At 65.4% G+C, this 18,443-nt stretch carries 19 protein-coding genes; 2 read left to right on the forward strand and 17 right to left on the reverse strand.

Features of this window, described 5'->3' with window-relative positions; all coding sequences use genetic code 11:
• Window positions 1–17: 17 nt before the first annotated feature.
• The 16 genes from AC57BR_RS02275 to AC57BR_RS02350 form a co-directional block, all read right to left on the reverse strand.
• Window positions 18–173 (reverse strand): hypothetical protein, encoded by a 156-nt coding sequence (locus tag AC57BR_RS02275; protein ID WP_496358150.1) that lies wholly within the window; start codon window positions 171–173, stop codon window positions 18–20.
• Window positions 174–184: 11 nt separating this feature from the next.
• Complete coding sequence (locus tag AC57BR_RS02280; protein WP_496358151.1) at window positions 185–952, reverse strand: SDR family NAD(P)-dependent oxidoreductase; 768 nt, start codon at window positions 950–952, stop codon at window positions 185–187.
• Window positions 953–1,034: 82 nt separating this feature from the next.
• Window positions 1,035–2,003: a 3-hydroxyacyl-CoA dehydrogenase family protein gene (locus AC57BR_RS02285; RefSeq protein WP_496358152.1), complete on the reverse strand. Its 969-nt coding sequence runs from the start codon at window positions 2,001–2,003 to the stop codon at window positions 1,035–1,037.
• A gap of 2 nt (window positions 2,004–2,005) precedes the next feature.
• Window positions 2,006–2,488: a ribose-5-phosphate isomerase gene (locus tag AC57BR_RS02290; protein ID WP_496358153.1), complete on the reverse strand. Its 483-nt coding sequence runs from the start codon at window positions 2,486–2,488 to the stop codon at window positions 2,006–2,008.
• Window positions 2,485–4,260 (reverse strand): dihydroxyacetone kinase subunit DhaL, encoded by a 1,776-nt coding sequence (gene dhaL / locus AC57BR_RS02295; RefSeq protein WP_496358154.1) that lies wholly within the window; start codon window positions 4,258–4,260, stop codon window positions 2,485–2,487. The genes AC57BR_RS02290 and dhaL overlap by 4 nt, the downstream gene beginning before the upstream one ends.
• A 47-nt stretch (window positions 4,261–4,307) precedes the next feature.
• Window positions 4,308–5,303, reverse strand: coding sequence for a sugar phosphate isomerase/epimerase family protein (locus AC57BR_RS02300; RefSeq protein WP_496358155.1), 996 nt, complete (start codon window positions 5,301–5,303; stop codon window positions 4,308–4,310).
• Between the two features lie 281 nt (window positions 5,304–5,584).
• Window positions 5,585–6,316, reverse strand: a complete 732-nt coding sequence (locus tag AC57BR_RS02305; protein ID WP_496358156.1) for a GntR family transcriptional regulator — start codon at window positions 6,314–6,316, stop codon at window positions 5,585–5,587.
• A 52-nt stretch (window positions 6,317–6,368) separates the two neighbouring features.
• The gene (locus AC57BR_RS02310) at window positions 6,369–6,857 is read right to left on the reverse strand and encodes a hypothetical protein (protein WP_496358157.1); all 489 of its coding nucleotides are present in this window, start codon (window positions 6,855–6,857) and stop codon (window positions 6,369–6,371) included.
• Window positions 6,854–7,516 carry a signal peptidase I gene (locus AC57BR_RS02315; protein ID WP_496358158.1) on the reverse strand — a complete coding sequence of 221 codons (663 nt, stop codon included), beginning with the start codon at window positions 7,514–7,516 and terminating at the stop codon, window positions 6,854–6,856. The genes AC57BR_RS02310 and AC57BR_RS02315 overlap by 4 nt, the downstream gene beginning before the upstream one ends.
• Window positions 7,503–8,108: a hypothetical protein gene (locus tag AC57BR_RS02320; protein ID WP_496358159.1), complete on the reverse strand. Its 606-nt coding sequence runs from the start codon at window positions 8,106–8,108 to the stop codon at window positions 7,503–7,505. The genes AC57BR_RS02315 and AC57BR_RS02320 overlap by 14 nt, the downstream gene beginning before the upstream one ends.
• Before the next feature lie 75 nt (window positions 8,109–8,183).
• Window positions 8,184–8,717, reverse strand: coding sequence for an alternate-type signal peptide domain-containing protein (locus AC57BR_RS02325; protein WP_496358160.1), 534 nt, complete (start codon window positions 8,715–8,717; stop codon window positions 8,184–8,186).
• A gap of 195 nt (window positions 8,718–8,912) precedes the next feature.
• Complete coding sequence (locus AC57BR_RS02330) at window positions 8,913–9,986, reverse strand: alkene reductase (protein WP_496358161.1); 1,074 nt, start codon at window positions 9,984–9,986, stop codon at window positions 8,913–8,915.
• A gap of 142 nt (window positions 9,987–10,128) precedes the next feature.
• Window positions 10,129–11,106 (reverse strand): PDR/VanB family oxidoreductase, encoded by a 978-nt coding sequence (locus tag AC57BR_RS02335; RefSeq protein WP_496358162.1) that lies wholly within the window; start codon window positions 11,104–11,106, stop codon window positions 10,129–10,131.
• A gap of 2 nt (window positions 11,107–11,108) precedes the next feature.
• Window positions 11,109–11,624: a hypothetical protein gene (locus AC57BR_RS02340; RefSeq protein WP_496358163.1), complete on the reverse strand. Its 516-nt coding sequence runs from the start codon at window positions 11,622–11,624 to the stop codon at window positions 11,109–11,111.
• 29 nt (window positions 11,625–11,653) lie between these two features.
• Window positions 11,654–12,823: a zinc-binding dehydrogenase gene (locus AC57BR_RS02345; protein ID WP_496358164.1), complete on the reverse strand. Its 1,170-nt coding sequence runs from the start codon at window positions 12,821–12,823 to the stop codon at window positions 11,654–11,656.
• A 24-nt stretch (window positions 12,824–12,847) separates the two neighbouring features.
• On the reverse strand, window positions 12,848–14,131 hold the full coding sequence (locus AC57BR_RS02350) for a Rieske 2Fe-2S domain-containing protein (protein ID WP_496358165.1): 1,284 nt from the start codon (window positions 14,129–14,131) through the stop codon (window positions 12,848–12,850).
• A gap of 165 nt (window positions 14,132–14,296) precedes the next feature.
• On the opposite strand from AC57BR_RS02350, the gene AC57BR_RS02355 reads away from it, so the two are divergent.
• A complete protein-coding gene (locus AC57BR_RS02355) occupies window positions 14,297–15,892 on the forward strand; it encodes an IclR family transcriptional regulator domain-containing protein (protein WP_496358166.1) in 1,596 nt (531 codons plus the stop codon).
• Window positions 15,893–16,033: 141 nt separating this feature from the next.
• The gene (locus tag AC57BR_RS02360; RefSeq protein WP_496358167.1) at window positions 16,034–17,299 is read left to right on the forward strand and encodes an MFS transporter; all 1,266 of its coding nucleotides are present in this window, start codon (window positions 16,034–16,036) and stop codon (window positions 17,297–17,299) included.
• Between the two features lie 88 nt (window positions 17,300–17,387).
• Here AC57BR_RS02360 and AC57BR_RS02365 read toward each other — a convergent pair whose 3' ends face one another.
• Window positions 17,388–18,443, reverse strand: a complete 1,056-nt coding sequence (locus AC57BR_RS02365; RefSeq protein ID WP_496358168.1) for a 2,3-butanediol dehydrogenase — start codon at window positions 18,441–18,443, stop codon at window positions 17,388–17,390.

The following is an 18,443-nucleotide window of genomic DNA, read 5'->3' on the forward strand; positions in this document are numbered from 1 at the left end:
GTCTAGCGGCAAAAACTTCAGAGCGAGAAGGCGATGAGCAGGACGCCCGCCAGGCTGGCGAGGACGCCGATGGCCAGGTAGATCTTGCGTTCCCTGGTCCACGAACTGATGCCCGCGGGGACGGCTTGTGCAGTTGCCCGCCGGGTGGAATAAGTGTTCCGATTGGAGGCCACGTCGGTCCTTCCTAATGCATGTAGAGGCCGCCATCCACATTCAGCGTCTGGCCGGAGATGTATCCGGCGTCCTCGCTGATGAGGAAAGCGATGGCTGCTGCGATGTCGCGGGTGGAACCAACCCTGTTGACCACGAGGTCCTTGACCAGTTCGTCCTTGCGTTCCTGGCTCAGGGTGCCGCCCATGATGTCGGTGTCGATGGGGCCCGGCGAGATGGCGTTGACCGTGATGTCGTACTCCCCCAGTTCACGGGCCGTGGCGCGGGTCAGGCCGATCACACCGGCCTTCGCCACGGAGTACGGGGTCTTGGAGAACGTCCCGCCGCCGCGCTGCGCGGAGACAGAGGAGATGTTCACGATGCGGCCGATCCGGTGCTTGGCCATGGATTCGGCCACGCGGCGGGTGGCGTAGTGGACGCCGTTGAGGTTGATGTTGAGGACGCGGTCCCATTCGGCGGAGTCGAGTTCCAGGTACGGTACGGGCGAGCTGACTCCGGCAACGTTCGCGAGTGCCACGATCTGGGGCAGCTCCGCCTCGATGGAATCGATCGCCGCGCGGACCGACGCCTCGTCCGCGACGTTCGCGCCCACGCCGTGGGCCCTGACACCGTACTGGCTGGCGATCTCCTTGGCCGTGGCCTGGCAGTGGGCGTCGTCAAGGTCGACGACGCCAATGTTCCAGCCCTGCTCTGCTAGGTAGTTGGCGGTGGCCCGGCCGATGCCGCGCTCCGAGACTGCACCGGTGACGATGGCCGTGCGCTCGGACGGAAAAGTACTCATGGATGTGCTCCTAGGCGTTGGGTTTGGGCATGGCGCAGCGGGACCGTGCCCAGCTGCGGGCACGGTCCGTGCGGGGTGGAGACTAGTTGATCGGGGCCGGGCCGAGTTCCTCGATGAGTTTCTGCATCGCGACGTAGGCCTTGTTGCGGTACGCAATCAGCTCGGGGGTGCGCTCGGCCGGAACGTTCAGGAAGCCCGCGCCGGTCTTGGTGCCGAGCTTGCCCGCCTCCACGAGGTCCGTGAGGATCTTCGGCGTGGCGAAGCGCTCCGGGAAGTCGGTCTGCAGCGACTTGTAGCAGAAGTTGTAGACGTCCAGGCCTGCCATGTCGGCGATGGCGAAGGGGCCGAAGAACGGCAGCCGGAAGCCGAAGGTGGTACGGACCAGCGTGTCCACGTCCTCCGCCGTCGCAATGCCCTGCTCCACCAGCTGTGCGGCCTCGTGGAAGAGGGCGTACTGCAGGCGGTTCAGCACGAAGCCGGTGACGTCCTTAACCACGGCCGTCTGCTTGTTGGCGGAGTGGACCAGGTCGCGGACAGCGGCCACCGTCTCAGGGGAGGTGCCCTCGTGGGGGATGATTTCGACGCCGGGGATGAACGGCGACGGGTTGGAGAAGTGCACGCCGAGGAAGCGCTCCGAGTTGGCGACCGGCTGGGAGAGCTCGGCGATGGAGATCGTGGAGGTGTTGGAGCCGATGATGGCGTCCGGCCGGGCGGCAGCGCTGATGCGGGCCAGGGTCTCGTGCTTGATGGCGATGACCTCGGGCACTGCCTCCTCGATGAAGTCGGCGTCGGCCACGGCTTCCTCGATGTCCTTCGCGGCCCAAAGGTTCTGCTTGAGGATTTCGGTGGATCCTTCGGGGAACAGGCCGTCGGCCACGAACTGGTCGGACTCGGTGAGCAGTCGCTCGTAGTTCTTCTGTGCCACTTCGGCGGACACGTCGGCCAGGGCAACGCGCGCACCGCCGAGGGCCAGGACCTGGGCGATGCCGCCGCCCATGTAGCCGGATCCGACGACGGCGAACTTGCGTGAGCTGGTGGGTGTTTCGGTCATGTTCAGTCGGCCTTCGTGTAGTCGGGTTCGTACGAGCAAATGGCGTCCACCTTGGCGGCGGACGAGGAGTTTTCATCGAAGCGGTGCTCCAGCCATTCGCCCACGAGCTTCTTGGCAAGTTCCAGCCCGATGACGCGCTGGCCCATGGTGAGGACCTGGGCGTTGTTGCTGAGGACGGAGCGTTCCACGGAGTAGCTGTCGTGCGCCGTGACGGCACGAATGCCGGGGACCTTGTTGGCGGCGATGGCCACGCCGAGGCCGGTGCCGCAGATCAGGAGTGCGCGGTCGGCTTCGCCTTCTGCCACTTTGCGGGCGGCTGCCACAGCCAGGTGCGGGTACGCGGTGGAGTCGTTGGCTGCCACGCCAATGTCCTCGACGGAGGCAACGCGGGGGTCCGCCTCCAGCAGGGCCTTCAGTGCTTCCTTGTATTCGACGCCGGCCTCATCGTTGCCGATGACAATGCGCCAGCCTTCTGTGGTGTTCATTCTGTTGCTCCGTTTCCGGCCGTCGAGGCCATGTGGGATGCGGCCGGTGTGGAATCGGCCGCCTCAGATGCCAGGTAGGTGGCCACACGCTCTGCGATCAGTCCAAACGAGACTGCGCCGGGGTCCGGGTGGCCAAGGCTCTTTTCCGCCAGCGGGCGGGCGCGGCCCTTGAGGGGGCGCAGGTCCGCGGTCCGGCGGGCTGCTTCGTTCGCCGTGGCAGCGGCGCTGGTGAGGGCATCGGCCAGGGAGGCCCCGCCGTCGAACGCTTCGTTGAACGCGTCCCGGAACGGCAGGAGGGCGTCAACCATGGTCTTGTCCCCCGGCTCCGCCTTGCCGAGTTCGGTAATGGCGTTACTGAAGGCGGACACGGCGGCCGACGCGTCCCCGGGAGCGTACGAATCCCGGTTGCCGAGCGCGAGGCCGGCGGCCATCACAGCCGTACCCCACAGTGCGCCCGAAGTTCCGCCGGCGCGCTCGCTCCAGGCCTCGCCTGCGGCGGTGAGCACCCGTTCAACCGAGGTTCCAGCTGCTGCGTTCTGCTCGCCGGCAGCGGCAGCCGCATCAACGCCGCGGCGCATGCCGATGCCGTGGTCGCCGTCGCCGGCGATCGCGTCCAGGTCGCCGAGTTCCGCTTCGTGCTCGACGACGACGTCCCGCACCTGGGCGAGGACGGCGGCTGCCAGCCGGCCCAGGTCAGCGGACGCCGCGGTTGCCTTTTCGGTCTCCTCGTCGGCTGTGTCTTCGACGCTGGAGAGTTCGCGGCGGGCGCGCGGCGCGGTGTTGCCCTTGCGGAAGGCAGGGGTATCGGCCGGCGCGGCCCAGAATTGCTCGAGTTCGTCGTCGAGCCACAGCAGGGTGAGCGAGAGTCCGGACATGTCCAGGCTGGTGACGAGTTCGCCGCACTCCGGTTCCACGACGGTCAGGTTGGCGGCGCGGAGGAGCTTTTCGACCTTGCCGAAAAGGAGGAACAGCTCGTCGTACTTGACCGTGCCCAGGCCGTTGACGATGGCAACCACGCGGTCCCCGGCGTCGTCCGGCTTGTCCTCGAGAAGCCGGGAGACCAGCAGCTCGGCGAGCTCGGAGGCGGTGGGCATGGGGTGCTCGGAGATGCCCGGTTCGCCGTGGATGCCCAGGCCCAGCGACATCTGGCCGGCCGGGACGTGGAACAGCGGCTCAGACGCGCCGGGAAGGGTGCAGCCGTCGAAGGCAACGCCCAGCGAACGCGTGCGGTGGTTGGTCTTGATGGCGAGCCGGTCCACCTCGTCAAGGCTCAATCCTGCCTCGGCCGCGGCACCTGCGATCTTGAAGACCGTCAGGTCGCCGGCGATGCCGCGGCGCTTCTCGATCTGGTCCAGCGGGGCGCTGGCGATGTCGTCCGTGACCAGAACGGTGCGCGTCTCGATGCCTTCGGCGTTGAGCCGGAGCTGGGCCTGGCCGAAGTGCAGCACGTCGCCGGCGTAGTTGCCGTAGCTCAGCAGCACACCGCCGCCCGCGTTTGCCGCCTTGGCCACGCGGTAGACCTGTCCCGCGGCCGGCGAGGCGAACATGTTGCCGCACGCGGACCCGGCGGCCAGGCCAGGCCCGACCAGGCCCGCGAAGGCCGGGTAGTGACCGGAGCCGCCACCCACCACGAGGGCCACCTGGCCGGCGGGGATCTCGGTGGAGCGGACGACGCCGCCGTCCACGCGGGCAACGTACCCGCGGTTGGCGGCCACGAAGCCGTCCAGCGCCTCGTCTGCGAAATCAGCGGGATTGTCGAAGATCTGGGTCATGGTTCCTCATTGAATCCGGGTTGGTTGATCGGTTCTGGTGAGCTGTTTTAGCGGGCGACGGCGGCCGGCTGCTGACGGCCCTGCGCCACCTGGCTCTGGCCGAGAGCGTAGCCTTCGTTCTTGGGCAGTACGTGGCGGCGCAGGTAATCCTGGTTGCTGGCCGTCACGGAGAGGCCGTCGCCGCCGTAGTGCTCAGTGCAGAGGATGCCCTGGAAGCCCACGGAGAGGGCAACCTTGAACGCCTCGCGGTAGTTGATGAGGCCGCTTTCCATGGGTGCAGGCATGGCAACATACATGTCGCGTGCCACGTCCTCGTCGCGGATGTAGTTCTTCATGTGCCAATAGTTGGAGTACGGCAGGGTCTTGGCAACCATTTCCCGCCAGTCCTCGATGGGCCGGTGCAGGCGGATCAGGTTGCCCAAATCCGGGTTGAGGCCAACGTTGGACAGGCCGATGTCCTGGACGAACTGCACGGAGGAGTCCGCGGTGCCGATGTAGGTGTCCTCGTACATCTCAAGCGAGAGCAGGACACCCACCTCTGCGGCGTGGCGGCCGAGCTCCTGGAAACGGGCGACGGCGTTGTTCCAGGCTTCCTTGTCGCCGACCGGGTCCTTGTGGCCTTCGACGGTCCAGAACCAGAGCTGCTTCTGCTGTTCCGGGGTGATGGCCTGGTGCAGGCCGAAGGAAACCACTTCGCAGCCAAGTTCAGCGGCGGCGTCGATGGTGCGGTGGCTGTAGGCCAGGTTGTCCTCCCATTTGCCCTCCTCAATCACGCTCTGGCGGATGGCGGAGATGACCGGGATGCCGATGCCGACGCTGTCGGCGGTCTGCTTGAACTCGGCGAGGCGCTGCTTGCTGAGATCGCCAGGGCGGACCCAGCTGTCGGTGAGGTCGGCGTTGGCGAAGCCTGCTTCCTTGACCTCGGTGAAGACCTCCGCCCAGGCAGAGGAGTCAGCGTCGTTGATGTGGGTGCCCTGGGCGTCGACGCCCGGGAACTGCAGCAGTGCCGCGGTGATGGGCCAGTTGTCGGCGGTGTAAGCCATGGTTGTTCACTCCCTCGTGGAATCCTGTTTCCTATAGGATTTACTATCTAGTAGGAGTTGTCAAGGTCACATTCCCCATCCCTGCCGTGATTGACGGCCATCGAAGATCCTATAGGGATGACGTCCGCGTGTGAAGAGCCTCACGTCCGGGGCATTGGGTCATTCCATCTTCCACGCTACGCCCCACCCAACTAGATAGCAGCAGAGGGCGTTCCCACGGCTGGGAACGCCCTCTGCTGCTACTTACTTTCGGGTGCGCCGACGCTGCTGAGCGGGTGCCGCTACTCCTCCGGGGCGTCCGCCATGGCGCGTTCGCGGACCTTCTGAATGTGGGCCGCCATGGCCGCTTCTGCCTTGTTGGGGTCGCCGCCAGACAAGGCGTCCAGGACGGACTGGTGCTCGGCGATGGCATTCTCGGCGTCCGTGATCCCCACTCCCCCGAAAAGCCGGAAGCGTTGGACCTGTCCCCCGAGTGCAGCGTAGGCGCCGACGAGGAACTGGTTGTCCGTCTGCTGGGCGATGAGCTGGTGGAAGCGCTCGTCGGCCTCGAGGTAGTCTTTGTACTCGGCAAAGGACGGGCCGCGCGGCGCGGACTTCAGGTCGGTGACCGTTTGCTCAAGCTCGGCGAGACGGTGCGGGTTCAGGCGCGCGCAGGCAAGCCGGGCGTTGACCGGCTCGATCGCGAGCCGGGCCTCCATGAGGTCCGCAAAGTCCTCCCGGGTGAACACCGGCGCCACGCGGTAACCCTTGAGCGCCACCCTGCGGACCATGCCGGTGTGTTCCAGGCGGGCCAACGCTTCGCGGACGGGCGTCGGGGAAACGTCCAGCTCGCGGGCAGTTCCGTCGATGCTGACGGCCGCCCCTGGTTCCAGCCTGCCGTCCATGAGCGAGGCCAGCAGTTCCTCGTACACGTGGTCTGCCAGGACCTGGCGGCTGACGGTCCGGCCTGCCTTTCGCCCGGTCGGATCCTCGGGCCGGGTGCCGGCGCGGGTGCCGTTGGACGCTTTTTGCATGATCAGATCCTATAGGGGCGCCTCAGGGAAGGCTGGCACGTTCAGGCAGACGTTACGGCGCGCATTTGACCTTCCCACCGTTGGCGACGATGCCCAGGGTCCATTCCGCGGTCGCTTTTTGACCGTCAGGGAAGGTAGCGGTCACGCGGACGGTCATTGGGTTGGCACCGGCGTTGGCAACGACAATGAGCGAGGTCTCGGTTAGCGTGAATGTCTGCGCGTTAAGGTCGGACGCGTACTCGATGGCGAGTGGGCTGTAAGTGCCGTTGGTCTGCCGGGCAATAGTGAGCAGCATGGGCGTCTGCGCGGAAGTTACCGTCAGGGTGGCCGTCTTTTCGTTCGTGCTGGGCGCGCAGGCCAAGGTTATTGTCGGGGAAGCCCAGTTGGCAGCAGCGGAGACCGACATCGTCGCCGTTGCGGACTGTTGCCACAGCGCGACGGCCGCCGTGCCGCCGATGCCCAGCAGCACCGTCAGCATGAAGGCGAAAAGTGCCAGCATGGCGCCGGGGACCTTGGCTTGGACGACGTCGGGGGTCTTCATGCCAGCACACCCGCTTCGCGGCGCCGCCTGCGGACGTGTCGGAAGATGAGCAGGGCGCCGTACCCGATGAGGCCGGCTGCACCCACCGACACCCAGAGGCCGCGGTCTGAGTTCCCCAGTGCGTTGGCGACGTAGCCGACATACGGGACGGCGTAGAAGAGCTTGCCCTTCACTTGAAGCTCACGAACGGGATTGGGATCGGTGATGTCGTTGTTATCACCCTTGGTGATGAGGGTCTTCTCCCCCGATTGCGTGGTTCCAAAGCCAATGACGCGGTGAGACTCAACCGCAGGCTTTCCCGACTCCAGCTGGAACGTGATGACATCCCCGGCCTTCAGTTCGCTGAAAGCCGTGGGCTTGACCACCAGATAGGTGCCCGGCGAGTACTTGGGCGCCATCGAGTTCGTCAGCACAGCATAGGTCTGAGAGCCCGTGGCCTTGGGGACCAGGATGAGCACCAGAGCAGCAAACACCGCGATCATCAGCAGCACGAAGTTGGCGGTTCTGCCTGCCGCCGCGAGCCACCGGACAGCCCGGCGCCCGGCACGGACGCTGCTCGTGGAACCATCTATCGCCGAACCTGCTTCGCCGGAATCCGGACCGCCAGCCAGACCGACAACTGCCAGGTCCGCCGTCGGAAGAATACTAGGCGCAGCCACTGGGCACCCCGCAGAGCTGAGTCGCGGTGAGGGGAATCGTGATGGTCACGGATTGTCCTTTCACGGTGGCTGGAGCGTTGGAGGCGAGCTTGACTTCAAAACACAGCGTTGTGCTGGTCATTTTTGCGACGGCCACTGGTGTTAGTCCGGCAGCAGCGATGTTGGTGTAGGCCGTGGTGCCGCAGGCCGCTGCATTTGCCGCGAACTTGGCGCTGACAGTGAGGTATTGCGCCAAATCACCCGACGCAACATTGGTCTTTGCTGCTGGACCCGTGGCGACGCTGACATTGAACTGGCCTCCGGCGTCGGAATTGTTGGTTATCGAAACGTTGGAGTAGACAGCGCTTCCCGGCGTCAGCGCACCGGACGGATTTACCGACACGACAGCCGACTGTCCCCCCGCCAGTGTCATGCTGGTTAACGGCGTTGCGGGCCCCGAGAGGTTGACGTCGAACGAGGCTGATGTCACGGTTCCGGGTGCCGCGGAAGCAGCAGCAGACCAGAGCGCATAGCTGCCCTCGACGGTCAGGAGGCCCAGGAGCACTGCCGCGGCGACAAGTGCCGCGGCCCGCAGGTGGCGCGGGATGCCCATGGCTCCTCCTGACCCTCATTCGATAACTGCCGACGTTTGAACTTCCGGCCGCCCTGAGCGACGGCCGGAAGCGACTTAGGACAGGCCCGTCTGGGTGATCTGGTTCAGGTTGAAGGCGACGCTGCCGAAGTTGTAGGTCGCGCCGACGTCCGCGCGGCCGGTGGTGCTGGACTTGAATGCGAAGGTGATGGTCGCGGTGACCGTCCTCGACGTTGTCAGGGGGTTGGCGACGACCGCGCTGGGCGTACCGGCAGTGAGAACGGGAGCGCTAACGGTCACGTTGGCGGGAGTGAACCCGTTGTTTGCGCCGGTGCCCGAAGCCGTGATGTTCGCAGCCATCTTGTCGCCCGACAGCGTCACGGTGAGGACCTGCGTGTAGGTCAACGTGTCACCCGGCACAACCCTGTAGGAGGAGATATCCACAGTATTGCCGGAGCCGTCCTTCCAGACGCCGGTAGCGGCCTGGACGTTCAGGTCGCCGGCGATGACGGTGCCGGGGGTTTGGGTGTCGGAAGCATTCCAGGAGGCCAGGGTGCCGCCGCCGCCCAGCAGCAGTGCAGCGCCAACGGCGATGGCGGCGGTTCCCTTGATCAGTGCGCTGTTCTTCATGATGAGACCCTTCGGGGTAAATGCTGAGTGGATTTCCTACTGAAAAGAACAATGCAGGGGCTAACTCAGGACTCCATGCGGCAAAGAGTCAAGATTCACTCAAGAAAAAACGCCCGGTTAAGCCAAAGGAACCGCCCGGCGAACGGGCGGTTCCTTTGGCTGCTTACGGAGGCTCACGATGGAGCGCCGCGAGGGTTAGGCCGGCTGGTACACGGGGTAGTCGGTGTAGCCCTTCGCGCCCTCGCCGTAGAACGTGGACTGGTCCGGTTCGTTCAGCGGCAGGCCGTCGCGCCAGCGGCGGGCGAGGTCCGGGTTGGCGATGGCGGGCCGGCCCACCACGACGGCGTCCGCGTGGCCGTCAGCCACGAGAGCCAGCGCTTCCTCGCGGGTGGTGATGACACCAAAGCCGGTGTTGACCAGGAAGGTGCCGTTGAAGCGTGAGCGCAGGTCCTGCACCAGGTCGCCCGTCGGGTCGGCGTGCAGGATGCTCAGGTAGGCCAGGTCCAGTGGGGCGATGGAGTTGACCAGCACCTCGTAGGTTGCCCGGACGTCGGCGGCGTCGGTCTCTTCGATGCCCTGGACATTGTGTTCGGGCGAGATGCGGATTCCGACGCGGTTGGCGCCGAGCGCCTCCACTACGGCGTTCACCGTCTCAATGACGAAGCGGGCACGGTTCTCGGGCGAGCCGCCGTAGCTGTCGCTGCGGACGTTGGTGTTCGGCGCCAGGAACTCGTGGAGAAGGTAACCGTTGGCGGAGTGCAGCTCAACGCCGTCGAACCCTGCCTCAATGGCGTTGCGCGACGCCGTGACGATCTCCTCCCGGACAATAGGCAGCTCGTCAATGGAGAGCTCGTGCGGGACGGGGTGTGCCTGCTTGCCGTTGTAGGTCCGCGTTTCACCTTCGACGGCGACGGGGCTGGGGGCCACGACGCGGTGGCCGCCGTTGATGTCCTCATGCGAGACGCGGCCGCCGTGCATGATCTGGGCGAAAATGCGGCCGCCCTCGGCATGGACAGCGTCGGTGACCTTCTTCCAGCCGGCGATCTGCTCAGTGGTCACCAGCCCGGGCTGTCCCGGGTAGGAGCGGCCGGCAGGGCTGGGGTAGGTTCCCTCGCTGACGATCAGGCCGAGCGACGCACGCTGGCGGTAATGCTCCGCCACGAGCGGTCCGGGTACACCGTCCTTGCCGTTGCGAAGTCGGGTCAGCGGGGCCATGACGAGGCGGTTGGAAAGTTCGAGCTCGCCGAGTGTCAGCGGGGAAAACAGCATGCGGAGTTCCTTTCAGAATGCATCAGGTTCACCAGCGGTAACTGCCTAGCGCGTGCAACTATTCCGGGTGTGGCGGAGTTCACCCGGTAAGCACCAAGGACGACGGCGGCACCCAAGCTGGGTGCCGCCGTCGGACGCTGCCCTAAGCGTCCAGAACGAGTTTGGCGCATTTGGAGCGGCTGACGCAGATGAACATGGTGTCGTTTTTGGCGCGTTCCTTTGGGGACAGGATGGTGTCGCGGTGGTCGACTTCTCCTTCCAGGACTTTGGTTTCGCAGGTACCGCAGAACCCTTCCTCGCAGGAGGACATGAAGGAGGGGTTCACCTCGAGGACGACGTCCAGGACGGTCTTTTCCGGTGGAACGGTCAGCGTGCAGCCGGATTGGCGCAGCTCGATTTCGAATGGTGCGTCCGCCTCTGTTTCCGCTGCGGCCTCGGTGCGGGCCGGTGGCGTGGCGGCGGCAAACAGTTCCGCGTGGAAGGCGTCGGCACCGAGTGTGGCTGCGGTGATTTCCTGAAGGTCGGTCAGGAGCCGCTCCGGTCCGCACGCGTACACGGCTGTTCCGGCGGGAGCGTTCTTGATTTCGGTGAGCAGGTCGGCACGGCCGCGCTCGTCCCGGGGGTAGAGCGCGAGGGAATCTCCCATGACCTCCTGGAGCTCGTCAATGAACGCCATGGTTTGCCGGCTGGATCCGCAGTAGAGAAGGCGGGTGCTTTTGCCAGCGGCCTTCAGTTCCCGTGCCATGGCCATGATGGGTGTGATGCCGATGCCGCCGGCGACCAGGAGGTAGTGTGTTGCGCCGTCCTCCACTTTGAAATGGTTGCGCGGTCCGCGCGCTGTCAGTTTTGTGCCGAGCCGGGTCTCGGAGTGGAGTTCCTCCGACCCACCGCGGCCGCCGGTCTCGCGGAGGATGGCGAGGCGGTATTTCTGGAGGTTGCGGGGGTCGGAGCACAGGCTGTAGTGCCGCACCATGCCTGACGGGAGGATGACCTCCAGGTGCGCGCCGGGCTGCCATTCGGGGAGCGCGCTGCCGTCGGGCAGGGCGAGTTCGAGGGACATGACGTTGGTGGACTCCTGGCGCAGGCCGCGCACAACGAGGTCGAGGGTGTCGGGGGACATGGTCAGGCTCCGGGGGTGGGGTGTTGGAAGAGTTGGCCGGGAATGGCTTCCCTGGTTCCGCCTTTGAGGACCTCGATGAAATCGCGCGCGAGGTCTGCTTTTCGCACGGTGACGAGCATGTCGAGTTCACGGCGGAGCACTCTCATGGAGGTCGAGCCGGGGGCGGAATCCCAGCCGCCGAGGCCGACCAGGACGCCGGCGAGGAGTGTCCCCTGGTTCCGTCCTGCAGTGGCCATGGCCTCGACGAAATCGTCGGGAATCTCTTCGAGCCGCGATCCGAGGAACACCATCATGTCCGTGCTGGCTGCGAGGTCGCTGACGGTTTCGGTTGTGGGTTCGGTCTCGGGTTCGTCGATCCCGCGCAGGAGTACTCCGTCGGGGTGGCTCGCGGGTGCCGCCACCCGGACCTGCCGCAGCCCGGCGTCGGACATTGACGCGACGAGTGCAGCGCCCGAGGTCCCAAGGGGGACAAGAAGGATCCGGGCCTTGTAGTAGGCGCGCGACGTGAGATGTGTCATGGGCTTTCCTTAGTTTGGGTTGTCGCTGCTCAGAGCGAAGGTCGAACGACGACGTGCGGACTGCTGGGCCCTGTCCGGTCCAGTAGGGTGCGGAAGAGTTCGTCGACGCCGTCGAGCCCGACGTCGATGCTGGGCACGTGTTGCAGGCCGGTGTCTTCGCCGGCAAGGAGTTCGATGCTCCTGGTGAGGGCCTGCGGCGAACGGCCGCGTACGCCGACGACACCGGACGCCCCGCGTACGAGGGTCTTCAGGTTCACTTCTGCGACGGGGGTGTCACCGAGTCCGGCCAGGACCAGACGTCCCAGTTTCCGGAGGTGTTCCGTGGTTTGGAGGGCGGGTCCACCGAGGCCGACGGTGTCTACGATGACATCGAATCCGGTGGTCTTGCCGTGCCGGCCCAGGGCCGCGGACGTTGATGATGCGTCGTCGTTGACGAGGACGGAGGCGCCCATGGCCTCGGCGATCTCCAGACGGTCGCGGCTGGTGCGCGAGTTGCGTCCGAGCACGACGATCTCGTGTGCGCCGGCTGCCCTGGCGGCCGCCACAGCGGCGATGCCGTGGTAGCCCGGTCCGATGATGGCCACGCGCGAGCCACTCATGGCGCCACCGATGTTGATGACCCAATCGACCGCGTTGGCGAAGGGCTGGGTCCAGGCGGCGAGGTTCGAATCCAGGTCCCGGGGCAGCTTGTGCAGCACTGTCTGGGTCGACAGTTCCATGTATTCCGCGTTGCCGCCGTGAAGACCGGAACCTTCATGGAGTCCCAGCATTCCTACCCTACGCTGTCCGCCCCACAGATCCGCGTCCGGGCAGAAACGGTAGATGTCCGGCTGCAGGCAGGCAGCGCAGGTCGCCCGCCCGCAGGGGAGGTACTCCTCCAGGGCCACCCTGTCGCCGACCTCGACGTCCCACGACCACCGCATGACCGGGGTGAGGGAGACGATTTCGCCAATGACGTGGTGGCCCATCACTGTGGGATGGCGAAGGCCCTGCTGGTAGAGGTCCAGGTCGGTCCCGCACAGCGCGGAGGATTCCACTTTTAGCCAGCCTGCGGCGCTTGAGGCCAGTCCCGGGTCAATCGCCTGGACCGTTGTGGTTGAATCTGGCAACGAGACAGCGGCCCTGACAGCGTCGGGAAGGGGCGCTGCCAGTGTCGCGGCCGTGCCTGTCGAGGCGACCGTGGAACCGTGGTCTTTCATGCGGAACTCCTAGCGGGTTCGGGTCTAGATGGAAACGAAGTCGGTTCCGGGGACCACCTGGACGGCCTGGTGGGCACCCTCATGAAACGGGACGTCCTTGGGGAGCAACACGGACGTCGAGCGCACGCGCTGGTCCGCGGTGCTGATGCCGGGCAGGGCCTCGTCCTCCATGGAGTCGAGCGCTGCCAGCAGGCGGCGCCGCGCCAGGATAATGGCGGCGTCGGAGGTGCCCAGCCGCTCCTTCGTGCGGTCGGCGATGTCGCCCATGCTTTCCTGCAGGGAGAAATCCTGCGCGGCGATGCCCTCGATGCCGGAAAAGGTCTTGTTCTGCTTCTGAGCCTCACGGTCCATGAGGTAGTCGTTGTCCTTGTTGGCGAGCGTCCGATAAGTTCCCGGAATGTATTTGGCGTGGATGCCGTCGCCGTTGCGCATCTGTTCCAGTTCGTCTTCGCGCAAGTCGCGGGTCGGGTGGTAGTTCCAGGACCAGGCCCAGCACGTGGTGTCATCGATCGGGACCCAGGCGTGCCCGCCCATGGGGTTGTGGGTGCCGAACGGGGGAATGATCGTGTAGAAGGGCATGATCCACTGGGTGATGCGCCAGTAAAACTCTTCCTCGTTCGCGTTGCGCCGGGCCCCGATCAGCAAGCCGCCGTCGCTTTCGGCGACCTCGAACTTCGGGCGGGTGTCAGCCTTGATGTACTCATTGCCGGCCGTTCCGGAGTGCATGGGGTCATCATCCAGGTTGAAGCGGTGGGCGAAGGACACGTGGCTGGAGTCGATGCCACCCTCCATGGCCTGGAGGTAGTTGGTTTCCTGGAGGCGCTTGGAAATGAAGCGCTGCCCGTCGCCGAGCAGGGCCCATTCGAGTTCCGGAAGATCCGGCATCTGCTCCCCGGGACCCATGTACGCCCAGAGCACACCTCCCCGTTCCACGAGGGGATATGACTTCTGCTTGATGCGGCATTTGAACTTGGAGTCTTCGGGCTCGGACGGCATGTCCGCCAGGTTGCCCTCCACGTCGTACTTCCACCCGTGGTAGGCACACCGGAGGCCGTTTTCCTCGTTGCGTCCGAAGTACAAGGAAGCGGTTCGGTGTGCGCAGAACTCGTCCAACAGGCCAAGCCGGCCCGAAGTGTCCCGGAAGGCGATGAGCTTCTCGCCCAGGAGCTGGACGCGCACCGGGGGGCAGTCCGCCTCGGGAAGTTCCTCGGCGAGGAGAGCAGGGAACCAATAGCGCCGGAACAGGCGCCCCATGGGCGTTTCCGGGCCGGTCTGGGTCAGCAGGACGTTCTGTTCTGAAGTGAGCACTGTGGGGGCCTTCCGAGATGAGTCGAAATTGTCGATATATCCGGTTTGCGCGCATCTGCGCGTCATTCGGTCAATAAAGTGTTGCATGGGTCTCATGGCGCGTCAAGCAATGCGCAGCGGCAGCACTTCTACTGGCCGGACTGGTGATGGTCTAGATTCGAGAGTGTGAATGCATCAATGCCGGCAGCCGCAGAACTCGCGGCCACAGACCCGGACTATGTGGACTCCCTGGAGCGGGGCCTGTCGGTCCTCAGAGCATTCAGTGCGCACGAGGAGGCGCTTTCCGTCGCGGATGTGGCGTCCCTTGTGGGTATTACGCGCACCGCGGCGCGCAGGTTCGCCCTGACATTGGAGTACCTGGGTTACGCAGGCCAGTCGGCGGAGGGGTACACGCTGACGCCAGGGGTGCTCGAGATCGGGGACGCCTACCTTCGCAGCAATCCGCTGCCGGACGCCGCCCACCCCCATCTGGCCGAGCTCGTCCGGGCCGTGGGGGAAACAGCCTCCCTGACCGTGCTTCACAAGCGCCGCGTCTACTACGCCGCACGGGTGGCCGCCGACAGGATCGTCACCGCAAACATCACCGTCGGCACCAGCGTCGCCGCACACAGCACAGCCACCGGCCGCGTCCTGCTGGGCGACCTCACTCCCGACGAACTCGAGGACTACCTTTCATCCACTGAACCCAGCCCTGGTTTCGATCCTGGCTACGTGCGGAAGCGGATCGAGGAAGCCCGCGGGCGTGGGTGGACGATGGCCGACCAGGAGTTGACGCCGGGAATCCGGTCAGTGGCCGTCCCCCTGCACGACCCGGCAGGCCGGATCGTCGCCGCCCTGAATATTGCCGCGCACGCCACGCGTGTGGACGCCCAGGTACTCGAGAACGACTTCGTTCCGCTGCTCCAGTCCGCCGCGCAACGGACCGCGGCCGCCCTCTGGCCGGCTTCCGGGGAAGCTCCGGCCAGGTCCGCGACGGCACCTGCGACCGCCACTCGCCCCAAGGTGCGTCCATCGGATGTAATCCAATCGGTGGAGCGGGGGTTGTGCATCCTCACCGCCTTCGATGAGGGCCACCCGGCCATGAACCTGGCCCAGATATCCGAGCGGTGCCGGCTCCCGCGCTCGGCGGCGCGTCGCTTCGTCCTGACCCTGGCCTCACTTGGCTACCTTGAACAGCGGGGGCGCAGCTACGCCCCGACCCCCCTAGCCCTGGAGCTGGGCTACTCCCTGCTGTCCCGGCTTTCGCTCGCAGACGTGGCCAAACCCCGCCTCGAAGCATTGGCGCGAAAGCTCGGAGCCTCGGTTTCCATCGGCGTTCTGGACGGCATGGACCTGCGCTACGTAGCCAGGGCCAGTGCACCCAGCCCCCTGATCGTGAACATTCGCCCGGGCACCCGGGTTCCAGCAGAGCGCACGGCCATGGGACAGATCCTCCTGTCCCTTCTGCCCCCCGCGGCGCTTAAAGACGCCAAGCGTTCCGCGGGCAGGGGCAGGGCCGCCAATGGCTTGGCAGACCTCGAGGTCACACTGGCGGCCGTCCGAGAGCAGGGCTGGAGCTACGTTGACCAGTTGCTCGAGACCGGTATACGCGCCGTTGCGGTCCCCCTTCGGAACCGCCGGGGTGAGGTTGTAGCGGCCATGAGCGCCTCAGTCCACGAGGCCACTACCCCCAATCGGGACATGACCGAGAATTTCCTGCCGGCCCTAAGGGACGCCGCTGATGAGTTCATGATGGATTTGAGGGATGGCCTGGGCATCTAAATCGTCCGTTTTACGCGCAAAGCGACACTATGCGGACAAAAAAGCTTGATATCCGGCGCGGAGGTGGTTATGTTGATCACACGCAAATTCTTGTTTTCGCGATGTCCCGCGGCAACGACGCCCCTTCAGAATGGGATACACATGACTGCCCTTGACCCTGCCCGCGTCTCCACCGATCTCGATCCGTCCAGGCGCCCCTACCGCTGGCTGGTCCTAGTCCTTTGCTGGCTGGCCTTCACCATGACTTCCGTTGACCGTTCCACCTGGGGTCCGGCGTCCATCTCTATTGGCGACGACCTCGGCGTTCCCCTGGCAAGCCTGGGCCTTTTTGCCACCTTCTACTACATTGGCTACGTCGTTTCGAATGCCGGCAGTGGATTCCTTACGGATAAGCTTGGCGGACGCCTACTCATTTCGGTTTCCCTCGTGGGTGCCGGAGCGTTCATGATGCTCTTCGGGTCCACGACGTCCGCGTGGGTCGGCATGGCTGTCCAGGCGGTCATCGGCCTCTTCGCCGGAGCCGAATATGCCGCCGGCATCAAATTGATTTCCAGCTGGTTCCGTCCCGAGGAACTCGGCAAGGCAATGGGGATCTACACTTCGGCAACATCGCTCGGCGTCGTGGTGGCGAACACCGCCGTGCCCTACCTCATCGAGCACTACTCCTGGCATGCCTCCTATCTGCTTTTCGGAGGCGTGTCCATTGTGGCCGGCATCGCCTGCTACCTCGTGCTCAGGCCCGGACCGGTCGTGGCCAAAAGGGCCAACCGCGCGGAGGGACGGTCCGTCCTTATCGAACTGGGACGCAACAAGAACCTTCTTCTCCTGGCGCTGGCAGGATTCGGCGGCTTCTGGGGGACCTACGGCTTCATCACCTGGTCCAACGCCCTCATGATCAAGGGGCACGGCATCGACCCGACGATCGCCGGTGGCATCGTGGCTGTCTATGGGGCCCTCGGTGTCTTCGGTAAGCCCCTTATCGGCTGGATCGCCGACAAATTCAACGGCGCCCGCAGGGTCCCCGCAATGGTCGTCCTCGGCTGCTTCGCCGTCATGCTCGTCGTCTTCGGCACGCTGGACAACGCTGTGGCCTTCTTCATCGCCGCCCCGCTGCTCGGACTCGGGGCATATTGCTACCTCCCGCTCATCGTGGCCCTCGTACCCCGCCTGGTGAGCAGCCGGGTCCTCGGCGGTGCTGCCGGAATAACAAACGCCATGTGGCAAATCGGAAGCGTCCTGGTTCCCCTGGCAGTGGGCGCCGTCTTCGCCGCAACCGACAACTCCTTCATGGCAGCCCTGATCACGCTCGCCGCCGGCCCCTTCCTCGGCATGATCATCATGTACTTCGTCAACGAACGCCCCGACGACGTCGAAATCGCCGTGACGGACCGGGCAGAGGCGGCCTAGCCGCAGAACCCCCCGGCCGCATGATGGCCCCCCATCCTTCCGGATCGGGGGCCATCATGCATGAAGCCGGACCCGCCAGTCCATGCGCCTACGGGTGAACGATGATTTTGACCGCGGTGTCGTTGTGGTTGATCAGGGTGTCGAATCCCTTGTCCACGAGGTCGTCCAATGCTATTCGTCCAGTGATGAAGGGTTTCAGGTCCACCTTTCCGTCCTGGACCAGCTTGATGGCCGCGGCATGATCCCCCTTGTAAGCGATGGTGCCGCGAAGATCGATTTCCTTGAGCACGACCTTCTGCATGTCGACCGTGGCTGGGCGGCCCCAGATGGAAACGTTGACCACAACACCCGCCGGTTTCACGACATCCAGCATGGTGTCCAGCACCGCGTTGACGCCGGCACACTCGAACGCGGCATCGGCTCCCTCCCCGGCGGTCAGTTCCAGCACGCGCGCCTTCACGTCCTGCTGGCCGGGATCGATGACGTGATCGGCAACTCCGGATGAGACGGCTTTCTCCTTGCGGGCGGCGGACAGCTCCGTGATGATCGTCGTGATCTCAAGGCCTTTCAGGACAGCAGCAGTCAGCAGACCGATGGGCCCCGCGCCGCCGACGACGGCCACGTCCCCGGCAGTCAGGCCGCTCCGGCCAACTGCGTGGTAGGCGACGGCCAAGGGCTCGATCAGCGCAGCCTCGTCCAGTGGGATTGAGCCAATTGGGTGGACCCACCGGGAATCGACGACGATCTTCTCACTGAGTCCTCCCCCGCCTCCTGCCAGGCCGATGAAGCCCATGCGCGTGCACAGGTTGTAGTTGCCGGCCCGGCAGGGCTCACAGTCGTCACAGACGAAGTACGGTTCGACCACGACGTTGTCCCCCACCGAGAGGCCGGCCACCCCGGCGCCCAGTTGCTCGACGGTGCCGGAGAACTCGTGCCCCATGGTGACCGGCGCCTCTTCGCCTGTGAGCGGGTGGCCATGGCCGGGCGACGGGATGAAGATCGGGCCCTCGAGGAATTCGTGGAGGTCGGTTCCGCAGATGCCGCACCAGGCAACCGCGATCTTGACCGTTCCGGGGCGCAGCTCCGGCTCCTGCACGTCCTCAATACGCAGGTCACGCTGGCCGTAAAACCGTGCAGCTTTCAT

It is taken from the genome of Arthrobacter sp. BGA-UO-ETr-C19, from assembly GCF_059568005.1.